Annotated in this window: 11 protein-coding genes; 3 read left to right on the forward strand and 8 right to left on the reverse strand. The window is 43.1% G+C overall.

Annotation, left to right across the window (positions count from 1 at the left end; all coding sequences use genetic code 11):
- Positions 1-2 precede the first annotated feature (2 nt).
- Complete coding sequence (locus LP316_RS09955; RefSeq protein ID WP_226960847.1) at positions 3-836, forward strand: IS3 family transposase; 834 nt, start codon at positions 3-5, stop codon at positions 834-836.
- Positions 837-1144: 308 nt separating this feature from the next.
- On the opposite strand, the gene LP316_RS09960 is transcribed toward LP316_RS09955, so the two are convergent.
- From LP316_RS09960 to LP316_RS09985, 6 genes are all read right to left on the reverse strand, one after another.
- Positions 1145-1498 (reverse strand): DUF2750 domain-containing protein, encoded by a 354-nt coding sequence (locus LP316_RS09960; protein ID WP_193020837.1) that lies wholly within the window; start codon positions 1496-1498, stop codon positions 1145-1147.
- Between the two features lie 119 nt (positions 1499-1617).
- Positions 1618-1992 (reverse strand): iron chaperone, encoded by a 375-nt coding sequence (locus LP316_RS09965; protein ID WP_193020838.1) that lies wholly within the window; start codon positions 1990-1992, stop codon positions 1618-1620.
- A complete protein-coding gene (locus tag LP316_RS09970) occupies positions 1992-2282 on the reverse strand; it encodes a DUF1244 domain-containing protein (protein WP_193023872.1) in 291 nt (96 codons plus the stop codon). Before LP316_RS09970 ends, LP316_RS09965 begins: the two co-directional genes overlap by 1 nt.
- A gap of 25 nt (positions 2283-2307) precedes the next feature.
- Complete coding sequence (locus LP316_RS09975) at positions 2308-3816, reverse strand: CsiV family protein (protein WP_193020839.1); 1509 nt, start codon at positions 3814-3816, stop codon at positions 2308-2310.
- 89 nt (positions 3817-3905) lie between these two features.
- Positions 3906-7412, reverse strand: a complete 3507-nt coding sequence (gene mfd / locus LP316_RS09980; RefSeq protein ID WP_193020840.1) for a transcription-repair coupling factor — start codon at positions 7410-7412, stop codon at positions 3906-3908.
- Positions 7413-7449: 37 nt separating this feature from the next.
- Positions 7450-8343: a carbon-nitrogen hydrolase gene (locus tag LP316_RS09985; protein ID WP_193020841.1), complete on the reverse strand. Its 894-nt coding sequence runs from the start codon at positions 8341-8343 to the stop codon at positions 7450-7452.
- A gap of 231 nt (positions 8344-8574) precedes the next feature.
- Between LP316_RS09985 and LP316_RS09990 the strand changes: the two genes are divergently transcribed.
- Together LP316_RS09990 and LP316_RS09995 are read left to right on the forward strand one after the other, a co-directional pair.
- Positions 8575-10959, forward strand: coding sequence for an Ig-like domain-containing protein (locus LP316_RS09990; protein WP_193020842.1), 2385 nt, complete (start codon positions 8575-8577; stop codon positions 10957-10959).
- A gap of 227 nt (positions 10960-11186) precedes the next feature.
- Positions 11187-12110 carry a TIGR01777 family oxidoreductase gene (locus LP316_RS09995; protein ID WP_193020843.1) on the forward strand — a complete coding sequence of 308 codons (924 nt, stop codon included), beginning with the start codon at positions 11187-11189 and terminating at the stop codon, positions 12108-12110.
- Between the two features lie 670 nt (positions 12111-12780).
- Here the strand turns inward: LP316_RS09995 and trpA are convergent.
- Both trpA and trpB read right to left on the reverse strand, forming a co-directional pair.
- Positions 12781-13629, reverse strand: coding sequence for a tryptophan synthase subunit alpha (trpA, locus tag LP316_RS10000; protein ID WP_413470654.1), 849 nt, complete (start codon positions 13627-13629; stop codon positions 12781-12783).
- Between the two features lie 17 nt (positions 13630-13646).
- The gene (trpB, locus tag LP316_RS10005; protein WP_193020844.1) at positions 13647-14888 is read right to left on the reverse strand and encodes a tryptophan synthase subunit beta; all 1242 of its coding nucleotides are present in this window, start codon (positions 14886-14888) and stop codon (positions 13647-13649) included.
- Positions 14889-14890: the final 2 nt, after the last annotated feature.

Below are 14890 nucleotides of genomic sequence, written 5' to 3' on the forward strand. Positions count from 1 at the left end.
AAATTCGAACGCCTGGAGATACTCTTCACTTGTGTAAACTGCTAGATGTATCAAGCTCTGGTTTTTATGCGTACTTTAAGCGTGGCACATCGAAAAGAGATGCAAGCAACGCTGAGTTATTACGTGCAATAGACAAGATAATTCAAATATCTGAAGGGGCATTTGGCTACCGGCAGATTCATGAGCAATTACTTGCTGAAGGCTATCAAGCAAGCCCTAATAGGGTTCAACGCCTATTACAGGCACAGCACTATCGTGCTGTTATGTCTCGAAAACAAAAGCGCTACCCTAAGGTTAGCCGTATTAACACACGGCCCAATTTATTAAACCGAGAGTTTTTACCTAAATCAGTAAATCAAGTTTGGGCGACGGATATTACGCAAGTTTATTGTCGTGAAGGTTGGCTGTATGTTTGCGTCATTATCGATTTATATTCTCGAGCTGTGCTTGGTTACAGTCAAGGGCGCGCAGCAACTTCGGATTTAGTTAAAAAGGCGTATTTGAATGCAAAGCGTTTTAGTAAGCTCAGTAACTTAAATGGTGTTCTTTGTCATTCAGACCAAGGCTCTCAATATAAAAGTGACTTGATCGTTCGGTGGCTAAATGCTCAAGGTGCTATAATTAGTATGTCTCGTAAGGGAAACTGTTGGGATAATGCTTGTGTTGAAAGCTTTTTCTCACTCATGAAACAACAATGGCTACACCCACAAGGGGTACAGCCATTGAAATACATGAGTCAAAGGGTTACGGGTTATATTGAAAATATTTATAACCGATTTAGAGTGCATGGCACTCATGGAGAAGTACCATTAGCTCGATACTTACGAGCAAGTTAAATGTGTCCATTATTATGGGGTCACACCAAAGGTGGTAAGGTTTTGAAGTGTCATACCCATTAATAAGTGTCGTCATCCCCATTAATAAGAGTCGTCATACCCGAGCAGTCGGGTATCTCTTTTTGGCGCGAATAACCATGAGATTCCGGCCTAAACCACCGCCGGAATGACGAGCTGGGGGCACTAATTCGGAACTAGAGTCTAGCCATTAGGAAGTGGCGTCATGCCCATTAAGAAGTGACGCCATACCCGTTAAGACATATCGTCATACCCGAGCAGTCGGGTATCTCTCGAGTTAGCCCAAAAACCTAAAGCGTTTCTATTTCTGCAACCTTTTGCGAAAACTCATCGAGACCTAACTCTTCGCAATCATTATCGTCGGCCCAATTAATACCGATAATAATGTTGTCGGCACTTAAGTCTTCCACCCAAAACTCTAACCATTGGCTTACCGTAATAGCTGAAGGTTGATAACTTGCCCACTCATCAATGCAATGGGCTTGAGCTAATGCTTGGCTCGACCACAGTGGCATTACGTCGGTATTTTCAAAGTGAACAGAGTCAAGAATGACCCAATCTTCAGATGCTGGCTCACAAAGAGCCCAAAATTTTTGCTCTGGTTTTACTTGGTTTAAAAATTCGCTAAGTGTGGCTTCGTTCATGCGTTTGCCTAAAAAGTAAGAAATAAAATTGGCGCTATTATAGCGATTGTTGGCCTAACTTTCTTATAATTTATTTTACGCGATATTAATGCCGTTTTAGCTTGAGAGAGACTACTTACTTAGCAGTTGATGTCTTGGCCTTGCTGATGTTGACTTATTACTTCGCTGATGAATAACGCAATGTTGTCATTTACTATATTTTTCTTTTTAAACCGAATACAGCCTTTACCGCAATCTAATCCAGCGAGTAGGGGGGTACTGTTGGGGATCTTGTCAATATTACCAACATATAAACCAACAAAGTGCTTTTGCGCGTTTAAATGAAAGATGAATTTATCACCCTCATGGTAGCCGAGCATTTTGTAATTGATTGATTCTTGGAGTTGTTGTGGGTGATTGAGAATAAGTTGGCGCAGAGCTAATAATGTTGCTTTGCGCCAATCGTTATCAAGCTTGGTTAGGTATTGCTCAGGCGAGCTTGCTTGATATTGCATTATTTGTTTGGATTGAGCTCGTTAAACTTAGCTAATTGCTCTGGTGTTGCTGGTAACTGGTATTTTTCTTTCCACTCGCTATATGGCATACCGTAAACTTGTTCGCGGGCGGTCTCAATATCTACTTCAACACCGAGTTTTTCAGCCTCTGCTACTGTCCATTTTGAAAAACAGTTACGACAAAATCCCGCGAGGTTCATCAGCTCGATGTTTTGTACATCTTTACGGTTATCTAGGTGTGCAAGCAACCTTCTAAAAACGGCTGCTTGGATCTCGATTTCTTTATCCATCATATTCTTCTTCTCATTGTTGTCGTTATTGGTTGGCATCAAAGGGTTTTGTCGGTACTTTATAACGTCTAATTTGTACTATCATACCCATGTATGGGTGATCAAAATAATGCACTTCCTGTGAGATAACCCGTCGATTTTGTGAAAAGCGAATGGCTTCAATTTTACTTTCTGGCGTTGTTAACAGCGCGGTTTCGTGCTCAGCTAGACTTTTGTTCGCAATATTAAATTCTGCGGTAATGTACAAGTAATGATTAAGATGAACATTAAACAAGCCGTCGATTGTCCAATCAACATCAGGTGCAACAGGCATGACGAGTTGCTTGTTATCTACCTCATCTTCTGCAGCTAGCGTTTGATTAGTATCTGCAAGCGCCTGCTGTGCTGAAATATCGCCGCGCTTAAGCGTATCAATGATAGTACTAAAAGGATGAGTTATAGCTGCGGTAACGTCTTGCTCACGTACTAGGTTATTTTGCTCGCCTTCAATTAGCTGATTTTCTTGCGCCAAAGTGAGTGCAAGTGCCAGTGCTTCACGCTCTTGAACTGCTTGTTGATAGGCTTGCATCGCTTGTTCGTGGGCGTATTTTAAGTTCTCGCCAGCAAAAAGTCGCATCGGGCGTGAGCGGCGCTTGCTCACCGCCGGTTGTCGCCAACCAAGGTGCATTAGCGGTTTAAAGTTTTTACTGCGTCTTAATTGAACCACAATATCGTGTAGCTCAAGTGAGTCGTCGTTGAGTAAATATGGCTGCTGGCTATAGATATCTTGGTAGCGCAAAATTTTACTTGGCATTACATCGAGGGCGAAATAGTCTGGATCAAACTTACTATTTGCTTGTTTTAATTGAGCGATGACTTCATCAGAGAGCAAACAAACCTCTTGGGGTAAACTAAAGTCATAGCTAAATTGCTGGGCGTCAAAATATGCTTGCGCTTGAGCCACTTGCGTTTGAAGTTGCGCTTGCTCCTCAGGCGTTAAACTCGAAACAAAGACTTCTTCACCATCGCTAGGTGCTACGCCAACTAAGCTTAACGGTGAGTTTTCTTGAGCAAATAAATCATCAATCGACTCAACAGCTTGGTAGCCTTCGGTACTCAGGCCTGATGATAAGTTAACGTTATCAATTGAAGAGTCGATAAATTGTTGATCGCGCTGTTGAAAATCAAACACCTCATCGGCACTTAATTCGCGCTGATCAATGTCTTCAAGATTTAAAACGCTAAACTCGGTGGTTAGTATCGACTGGCTTTCAATAAGTGGTGCAGGGTAATTGTCACCGCATACCGGCACCAAGGCTTTAACCGCTGTTAAATCTGGGTTGATATGCGGGGTTAGCAAATCACGCGGACGGTTGAGCTTTACCGGTGGTAGCTCAATAGCAAAGTCTTCTTTTAAGGCTGATTTATCACCAAGCTGTGAAAATAAGATCACTTCTATTTCAAACCAGCGCTGCTTTGCCTGTTGAGCAATTGCATTTGGCGCAAAACTTAAGGCACCAATAAGGGCAAAACTAAGTGACTGAGTTAACTTCATTTATCATCCATTTAAACGCGTGTAGCTTAATAGTGTTTGATAATAACAAATATTTATCAAACACTTCGACTGATATTTTTTATTCCCGTTCATTTCTTACCACCACTGGCTGGACTCAAGTCACTAATAATCGAGGTTATCAGGGTAAATCTTGCTTGTGTTGAGTCGGTTTTCTTAACGAACTTAACCTTATTGGCCCCTTCCATTTTATAAACCGTTGGCTGTTTTTGGATCATCGAGATAATTTGCATCGGATCAACGTTAGTATCATCACTAAATTCGATAACACCACCGTTATCGTGCGCATCGATACGGGCAATCCCGATTTTTTGTGCTTTGAGTTTTAACTTAGCAATTTGAATTAAGTTCTTAGTCGCTTGCGGTAATAAGCCAAAGCGGTCGATTAACTCTACTTGAATATCGTCAAGCGCTTGTTTAGTTGTACAGCTGGCAATGCGTTTATAAATACTCAGTCGTAAACTGACATCAAAAATATAGTCTTCTGGTAGTAAGGCTGGCAAGCGCAAGTCAATCTCGGTTTGCTTAGAAGTAACTTCTTCAAGCGAAAGCGGTTTGCCTTCTTTAAGCGCTGTTACCGCGTTATCCAGCATTTCCATATATAGGCTAAAACCAATTTGGCTCATTTGGCCCGATTGATCTTCACCGAGTAATTCACCGGCGCCACGAATTTCCATATCGTGAGTTGCCAAGGTAAAGCCGGCGCCTAAATCTTCAAGAGAGGCAATGGCGTCAAGGCGCTTTTTCGCATCTTTGGTCATGCGCTTTTCATGCGGCGTTAATAAATAGGCATAGGCTTGGTGGTGCGAGCGACCAACACGACCGCGCAATTGATGCAGCTGAGCAAGACCTAGGTTATCGGCTCGATCCATGATAATGGTATTAGCGCTCGGTACATCGATACCGGTTTCAATAATGGTGGTACAAACAATTACATTAAAGCGTTGATGATAAAAATCACTCATGATTTTTTCTAGTTCGCGCTCGCGCATTTGACCGTGGGCGGTAATAATTTTGGCTTCTGGCACGAGGGCTTGAATATCAAGCGCCGTTTTCTCAATAGTATCAACGTTATTGTGCAAGAAATAGACCTGACCACCGCGCAGTATTTCACGCAAAATGGCTTCGCGAATGAGGTTATCTTCGCGCTGACGAACAAAGGTTTTAACCGCTAATCGCTTAGCTGGCGGGGTTGCGATGATGGATAAGTCACGCATGCCGCCCATCGCCATATTAAGCGTTCTTGGAATTGGCGTTGCAGTTAGCGTTAAAATATCAACATTGGCGCGCAGTTTTTTCACTTGCTCTTTTTGTTTAACGCCAAAGCGGTGCTCTTCATCAACAATTAACAAGCCTAAATCGTGATATTTTATCGAGTTTTGTAGCAATTTATGGGTGCCAATTAAGATATCAATATTACCGGCTTCTACATCATCAATGATCGCCTTTTGCTGTTTTGGCGTTTTAAAGCGAGATAATACTTCGATGTTGATTGGCAAGTCGGCAAAGCGATCGCGAAAGTTTTCATAGTGTTGCTGAGCAAGCAGGGTGGTTGGTACTAATAACGCGACTTGCTTGGCATCGTTGGCAGCAATAAATGCGGCGCGCATGGCGACTTCAGTTTTACCAAAGCCAACATCACCACAAACTAATCTGTCCATCGCAGTTGGCTGTTGCATGTCATGGATCACCGCGTTGATCGCTTGCTCTTGATCTAAGGTCTCTTCAAAACCGAAACTGTTAGCAAAGGCTTGGTACTCGTCAGGATTTATCTTGAAGCTATAGCCTTTATGGCTTGCACGCTTGGCGTAGACATCTAGTAGTTCAGCAGCGACATCTTTAATTTTTTCAGCCGCTTTTTGCTTGGCTTTTGTCCAACCTTCATTGCCTAGTTTGTGCAATGGTGCGTGCTCAGCATCGGTACCTGAATAGCGTGAAATTAAATGCAGTGAGGCAACAGGGACATAGAGCTTGGCCTCATTGGCGTAACTGAGCACCAAAAATTCAGTGGTTAAACCGCCATTTTCTAGCGTTTGTAACCCCATATAACGGCCAATACCGTGTTCAAGGTGAACAACCGGTTGGCCAATGGATAATTCGGCTAAGTTTTTGAAAATCGCATCGGCTTGGCCATCTTGTTGTTTGCCACGGCGGCGCGATTGCCTGACCACATCACCGAGTAATTCCGTTTCGGTGATTACGTTAAACAGTTGCTTTTTGTGCTTAAAGATAAAACCGTTAGCAAAGCTGTTAACCGTAATACCGATAGTGTCATCAGCATTGATAAAGTCGTCAAAGTTTTTAAATAATTTTGGCGATAACTGATTCTTTTTCAGTAGCTCTAATACACTTTCACGGCGACCTTGGCTTTCAGCGACGAATAGCGTTCTTGCCGGTGGCTTAATTGACTGCTGACTTTGTAAAAAGCTATTGAGTGAAGTAAACGGCTGCTTTAGCTGATGATTAACCGCAACTTGTGGTAGCAATTCAACGTCAAAACCAATATCAGCTGTGCTTTGCACGTCACTTGGCGGCTTAACGATATTAATACGTTGAAATTGGTTAAGCTGACCGTATAGCTCATCAATTTTGAGATATAACTGCTCTGGTGGCACTAAGGGGCGAGTAGGGTCGTAGCGTCTGTCTTCATAACGATAGGTGATGTCGTGCCAATAATGGGCAACGGACTTTTCAATATCGCCTTGAATAATCAATAACGTGTTATCGGCTAAGTAATCAAATAGGGTACTGGTTTGCTCGAAAAACAGCGGCAAGTAATATTCAATACCGGCCGGCATGACACCGGAACTGACTTGATGATAAATCGACTCTTTATCGATGGCGCCGGTAAATAACTCACGGTACTGCTTTCTAAATAAATTAATACCTTCTTGGTCAGTGGGAAACTCGCGAGCGGGCAACAAATTAATCGCATCGAGTTTATCTGTAGAGCGCTGATTTTCTGTGTCGAAAAGGCGAATTTCATCAATTTCATCGTCGAAAAAATCAAGGCGATAAGGCGCATTACTGCCCATCGGGAAGAGATCGAGAATGGCACCTCTTACTGAAAACTCACCGTGCTCCATGACTTGATCAACACAGCGATAACCATTGGCTTCAAGATTTACCCTTACTTGGTGTAAATCTAGGGTATCGCCAACCTTGATCATCAAGGCGCTTTGTTCTAAATATTGTCGCGGTGACAGCTTTTGCACCAAGGTCGTTACCGGCACAATAATAATGCCTGACGACATTCTTGGCAGTTGGTATAAAGTCGCTAAGCGTTGAGAAATAATATCTTGATGTGGCGAAAAGCTATCAAACGGCAAGGTCTCCCAATCGGGGAATAGGCATAAGCTGAGCTGTTGGCTGTTGATGCTGTGTAACTCGTGTTCTAAACGGATCGCACTAGGCGTGTCATCGGTAATTACGAGTAGTGGCTTATCGGCTTGCAGCGCAGCTTGATAAATCGCTAACGTTGCACTTGAGCCAACTAAGCCATGCCACGCTTTTTTGTCGACTTTGCGTTTAAATTCAGCGGTAAGTATAGGCGCGTAAAGCTGAGATAGTTTTGACATAACAGATAATAAGAGTCGGTAATAAGAGTCGGGAAAATTAGTCGCGATACAGTTTGGTTAAATCTTGGTAGTGGTCAATTCTACGATCGCGCAGATAAGGCCAAATCCGTCTTACGTCTGTCGAGCGAGATAAGTTTACTTGCGCGTGTAAGATTTCTTCGTCTTGATGCTGGGCGTGGGCAAGGAATTCTCCTTGTGGTCCCGTAATAAAGCTATTGCCCCAAAATTCAATGCCGTGTTTAGCATCTGTAGCTTTCGGATCTGCTTCAAAACCAACGCGATTAGCACTTAATACTGGCACACCATTGGCGACGGCGTGTGAGCGCTGAATGGTGATCCAGGCATCGAGCTGACGTTGCTGTTCGTCTTGCTCGTCAAATAAATCCCAGCCAATGGCCGTTGGGTAAATTAGCAATTGTGCCCCTGCCATTGCCATTAAACGCGCGCCTTCTGGGAACCATTGATCCCAACAGACCATGACACCGAGTTTACCTAGCGAGGTTTCAATCGGCTCAAAACCTTGATCGCCAGGGGTAAAATAAAACTTCTCGTAAAAACCAGGATCATCAGGAATGTGCATTTTGCGATATTGGCCGGCCATTGAACCGTCAGTATCAAAGACCACTGCAGTGTTGTGATACAAACCTTCAGCCCGCTTTTCAAATAATGAGCTAACAATGACTACACCGAGTTTAGCTGCCAATTGACCCAATTTATCGGTTGATGGGCCGGGAATGGTCTCAGCTAAATCGAACTGGTCAACATCTTCTTGTTGGCAAAAATACAGTGAATTGTGTAACTCTTGCAAAACGATAAGTTGAGCACCTTGTTTTGCTGCTTGCTCAATATTAGCAAGGCACTTTGTAAGATTATCTTCAACAGTGGCACTATTGCGTTGTTGAATAACTGCGACGTTTAATGTGTTAGTCATGAAAAGCGAGTGTTATCTGGTTAAAATTAATAGCCCGTTATATTAGCACGAGTTTTTTAAAAGCTTTAACTTTTAAGCTTGCAAAAGTTGGCTTTTAGTCAATCTTTTAAGATCTGGTTAATTGTTAGCTGATAAATCGTCAAATGGCTTGTTATTCATAGACTTTTTAGCGCTGATATCTTATTTTAAACAGTAGTTAAAAAGATCTTTATCCTGCAAGGAATAATAATAATGAGAAAGCTGTATACCAGTGTTTTTCTAGCCAGTGCCGTTTTTCTAACGGGGTGTAATGGTAAATCAGGTGAGAATGAAGCTCCGCCAGTTGATGGTCCTGTTGTTGAACTTTCTGCTATTAGCATCGCTATTCAAAATGCCCAAGGTGATACTCAAGTGAGTTTTGAGCAAGGTGAGTCCGCAACGGTTATAGCAACATTAACCGATACTAATGGCGCATTAGTAACCAACACAACGGTCACTTTTTCAACCTCGTTTGGTCAACTTTCACAAGACAGCAAACTGACTAACAGTGAAGGTCAAGCTACTATTACTTTAACAAATCCTGAGGCGCTAGCTGGAGCGGGTAGTATAGCCGCAACCGCGGGCGCTCTAGAGCCAAGTACCATAGATTTTGAATATTTGGTGTCGACCGAATCTGAAGAAGCACTGCCGAGCTTGTCTTTGTCTTTGAGTTTAAACGGTGAGCAAGTTAATAACTTCAAATCAGATGAAACGGTTCAACTGATCTCTACGTTAGTTGATGGTCAAGGCCAGCCAATTAGCGGCGAAATTATTACTTACACAGCAGATATTGGTGCGTTAACACCTAATACGGCATTAACCAATGCGCAGGGGATCGCGATAGTCACGCTTGCCGGCAACGATCAGACAGGTGCAGGTATTGTCACTGCTAGTTATGGCGAGACTGATGTGATAGCGTCGAGTCGTATGAACTACCAAGTTATCGCGAGTGATGAAACCATTTTAGATGATGTTATTCGCATCGGTTACTTTGATGATAATGGCGATTTTATTGAAGGCGCAATTGAGCTTTCGATTGATGGTAATATCGTTAGCGCAGGTGGTACTTTAGGGTTAAGTGTTGATTTAGTCGATAGTGAAGACGCTCCAGTGACGATCCCAACATCTGTCAGCTTTAGCTCTAATTGTGTTGCCAGTGGCAATGCAACGATTGAAGAAACGGTTTTTAGTATTCAAGGCAAAGCGAAAGCGACCTACGAAGATATTGATTGCGCAGGTTTAAACGGCATTGACGATGTCATTCTTGCATCGGTTAGTTTAAATGGCGTGACCAATGTTGCTCAAGCGGTTATTTCAATTACGGGTGAAGAATTGGGGTCAATCGAGTTTTTATCGGCGGCGCCTGAAACGATTGTTTTAAAGGGAACTGGTGGCCAGGGTAATCAAGAAACCTCAACCTTAACTTTTCAAGTTAAAAGCTCGCTAGGTAATCCGCTTGCTCAACAAGATGTTGAATTTATTCTCGACACAACAGCAGGTGGTATTGTGGTAAATCCCGTTATTGGTGTTACCAATAGCCAAGGTATTGTCACGACTAAAGTGACTGCAGGCTCAGTGCCAACGGCTGTCCGAGTGACGGCAAAGGCAGTGGCTGAAGATGGTAGTACCATTCAAACGCAATCAGATCTATTATCGATTAATACAGGTTTACCTGAACAGCGTTCATTTACTTTATCAACGGCAGTTCGAAACCCTGAAGCAGGCTCTATTAACGGTGTAGATGTTGATATTACAGCCCAGCTTGCTGATAACTTCAATAACCCAGTGCCAGACGGTACAACAGTTAATTTTACCACCGAAGGTGGTGTAATTGAGCCAAGCTGTTTAACAGTTAACGGTGCGTGTAGTGTCACTTGGACCAGTGCAGAGCCGCGCGTTGCTGATCACCGCATCACCATTTTAGCAACTGCTCTTGGTCACGAAACTTTCTTTGATACCAATGGTAATAACATTTTTGATGACGCTGATGGCAGCGCGGTAACCGAGGCCTTTATTTCGGCAGGCTTTTCTCGTATCACACCAAGAGCAGATGGTTTCGTCGATATGACAGAAGCTTGGCGTGATGATAATGAAAACGGGCTGTTTGATGCCGGTGAAACCTTCTTAGATTTTAATAATGACGGCAGCTTTAGCATTGAAGATGGCTTGTTTAATGGGCCTCAGTGCGAAGGCAGTAGTTGTGGAGCACAAGGCAATCAGGCTATCCACGTTCGCCGAGCACTAGTGATGGTGATGGCAAGTTCAACAGCTTTGTTTACGTTAACCGACGAAAACGGCGTGAATTACCCGACCGGTGGCACTGAAACCGTTGTAGATACCTTAAGCTTTACTTTAGATTTTAGCGATACGGCAAGCCAAGCTATGCCATTTGGCACAACAGTAACCGTTGAAGCAAGTGCTGGTACTGTTGAAGGGACAACCAATTTCACCGTGCCAGATACCTTAGAACCACACTCGATAGAGTTTGTCATTGTTAATCCGCCATTGGATGATCCGGCAATTGGCACCTTGACCATCACCATTACCTCACCTTCGGGTGTTGAAACCACCATAGTACAAACGCTTGATTTACCCTAGTTTTTAGTACTCGTGTGTTGGAACAAATATCGAGCCAGTGTTAATCACTGGCTTTTTTTTGAGCTTGCCATTGATTTTGTCAAAGCTTGCGGTAACTTAGGTTAATAAAAGATTAATCCAATTATGGTTTTGATCAAACTTTTACCACAAAGAATACGTAGAATGTCTAGTTGAACCGTCTATACTAAAAGGGTCGGTATATACACTATCATTGAAGAGATGACATTATGGCAAATGTGTTAATTACTGGTGGAACAGGGCTTATTGGCCAAGCGTTAGTCGCACAATTAAAGCGTCATCATCACGATGTCACGGTATTAACTCGCCATGTAGCCAAAGCCGAAAAGGTCTTTGACTTTGATGTGGTGATTGTCGACGATCTTTATCAAATTGATGACGATATTTACTTTGATGTCATTGTCAATTTAGCGGGCGAGCCAATCGCTGATAAGCGTTGGTCAGAGGCGCAAAAACAGCGAATATATCAATCTCGGGTTGATAGTACTCATCATTTAGTTAAATGGATGAAAACTCGATTAATGATGCCTTCTGTACTTATTAGTGGCTCTGCTGTGGGCTGGTATGGAGACGGTAAAAACAGTTTGTTAACCGAGCAATCGGGCTTTCACGATGAATATACCCACCAATTATGTGACGCGTGGGAGCAAGCCGCCTTAAGTGCCAAACAACTTGGTTGTCGAGTTTGTATTATGCGTACGGGGCTTGTGGTATCAAGTGAAGGTGGCTTTTTGAAAAAAATGCTGCCGAGCTTTAAGTTATGCCTCGGTGGTCCGCTTTCTAATGGTCAACAATACATGCCGTGGATCCACATTGACGACATGGTTGCCGCTATCTTATTTCTCGCCTTTAGTAAAAATAAAAATGAATTATCAGGTATTTATAACTTCACTGCGCCTAAACCGGTGACTAACAAAGAATTTAGCCAAACGTTGGCCAGTGTGTTATCCAAACCGTGCTTGTTTTTCGTGCCTGCGTTGGTGTTAAAGTTGATGTTAGGGGAAATGTCCCGCTTAGTACTTACTGGTCAAAATGCCATTCCTGAGCGGTTACAACAAGCTGGCTTTGAATTTACATACCATACCTTGAAACCTGCCTTAGAAGATGTCTTAGGTAAACGAGCTAACGGTTGATGCGATTCTACAATATAGGTGAGTGGCGTTAAATCTTGTTTTCGTACTGGATTAGCACTTTTATTTCAGATAAAAAACGAGCCTCGAATTACACACCAGTCCCATTCGCAATAGATTAATTTTTCACTTGCATGTTTATTGCTGGGCGAGGCAGGACGCCGAGCACTGATGTCATACAGGACGTATCTTCTTCAGGAACAGCTAATACCAATTTCGTTAAATAGTTAATCATTCAGAGCTACGTCAGGGAAGTTAGAACAAAGCAAATTGGTGCAGGTATGGTTATTCCATATCAAGGCAATTTGTAAAGTTATCACTTTTCTGACGAGCTCCCCAAGGGCGAGTTTAAATGGCTTATATGCTTCGTTACTGATTTTGCTAAGGGAATAACCATTACCGGCAATCAAAGCCTTGCCTATAAGCCATTTAATTCTCGCTGAATGACCAACTATTTAATGAACTTGGTATGATAAACACAAGTGAAAAATTAATGCTGTCTATTGCGTTGTCGCCGAGGGAGATTAAAGAGGGAAACAGGCGCTTTTTCCCTCTTTAGTGCTGTCGGCACCCCGACAATATAACTAGAAAAAGTCATCAATCTAGAAAGTATTTATCCAATATAGTTAACACTTTTTAGATAGTTAACACCTTTTATCAGTTGTTTTTAACATTAAGTCGCAGCTTTCATCTGTTGAACAAAGCTGGTTAGCTCCGCTAGCATCTTGGTTTCATCTGCTAGGTTTTTCTCAATAATATTTACCACAGCCGAGCCACTAATAGCGCCTTGTGCGCCACTAGCTAGTGCTTGTTTTACTTGCTCTGGATTTGAGATACCAAAACCAATAACCGCTGGCGCACTATTTAATGCTGTTAATTTTGCCACTAACTTGTCGGCAACACTGGTTGCTTTGACATCAGCGCCGGTAACGCCTGCGCGACTTAAAACATAAGTGTAGCCTCGGCTATATGAGGCGATTGCTTGGAGTGTGTCGTCATCTGCATTAGGCGGTGCAATAAAAATTGGCGCGATACCATTGGTCATTGCCGCATCTCTAAATGGTTGACTCTCACGAATAGGTAAATCGGCGATCAATACTGAATCAACACCAGCACGTTGCGCATCTTGATAAAATTTTTCAATGCCGCGAGCAAAGACAAGGTTGCCATACAGCAATAAGCCAATGGGGATGCTTGGCGCATAATCACGCACTTTCGCTAAAATATCAAAGCAGATATCAATATCAACGTTGGCGTTTAACGCTCGTAAACCGGCTTTTTGAATGGTAACGCCGTCGGCGCTAGGGTCTGAAAATGGAATGCCAAGCTCGAGGGCATCGGCGCCAGCGTCGATTAGCGTTTTGATGATCTCAAACGACAATACTGGATTGGGATCGCCGATAGTCACAAATGGAATAAAGGCACCTTTGCCTTGTGCTTTTAATGCGCTAAAGCATTCATTGTAGCGCTGCCCAACTTGGCTCAGCACAGGATTTGGGGTAACAGAACTAATAGTACTCATTGTGGGTCCTCGTGCCTTTACTCGGCGTTTTGCTGTGCTTGAAAGTTATCACCTAAAATGGTGTGAACATGGGCGAGATCTTTATCGCCACGGCCAGATAAATTCACTAAAAAGATGGTTTCTTCTGTGACTTGTTCCGCCATTTTTAATGCTTGTGCCAGCGCGTGAGATGATTCAAGCGCAGGAATAATGCCTTCATTTGCCGCTAAAGTTTGAAAGGCAGCAAGTGCTTCATCATCGTTGATCGCCACGTATTGCGCTCGACCTGTTTCTTTTAAAAATGCGTGTTGTGGACCAACACCTGGATAATCTAAGCCCGCTGAAACAGAATACGACTCTTCAATTTGACCATCCGTCGTTTGCATGATGTAAGTATAATTACCGTGCAACATACCTTTCGTACCCGCGGTTAGCGTTGCGCCGTGATGATCAGTTGTTATGCCCTTACCACCTGGTTCAACACCAACGAGTTTTACGTCTTTTTCTTTAATAAAATCGGTAAACATACCAATGGCATTCGAACCACCGCCGACACAAGCAATCACATAATCAGGTAAACGTCCTTCTTCGGCCAATAATTGCTGTTTAGCTTCTTCGCCGATCATTTTTTGAAATTCACGCACGATCGTTGGGAATGGGTGAGGGCCGGCAGCTGTGCCTAACAGATAATGAGCATTGTCGTAATTGGCTGACCAGTCGCGCAGTGCTTCATTAACAGCATCTTTTAAGGTGCCAGAGCCTGCGGTGACTGGAATGACTTCAGCGCCCATCAGTTTCATGCGAAATACATTGGGTTGTTGGCGTTCACAGTCTTTCGCGCCCATATAAATACGACACTTTAAGCCAAGTAATGAACATGCAATAGCGGTGGCAACACCGTGCTGACCAGCACCCGTTTCTGCGATAATTTCATGTTTACCCATGCGTTTTGCGAGTAGTGCTTGGCCTAACACTTGGTTGGTTTTATGGGCACCACCGTGAAGTAAATCTTCGCGTTTTAAATAGATTTTTGCCAACGGGTTTTTAACGATGTTACGACATAAGGTTAGTGGTGTAGGGCGACCCGCGTAGCTATGCAACAAGTGGTTAAACTCATCGATAAAAGCCTTATCGTTTTGCGACTCGATAAAGGCTTGTTCAAGCTGTTCAAGCGCGGGTACGAGCAATTCGCCAACAAACATGCCGCCAAATTCACCAAAGTAGGCGGGTAATTTATCGTGTTTTTTGTTTTGAGTATGATCTTGTACTGAATGAGTCATGA

The sequence above is a fragment of the Thalassotalea sp. LPB0316 genome, assembly GCF_014898095.1.
GTDB lineage: Bacteria > Pseudomonadota > Gammaproteobacteria > Enterobacterales > Alteromonadaceae > Thalassotalea_G.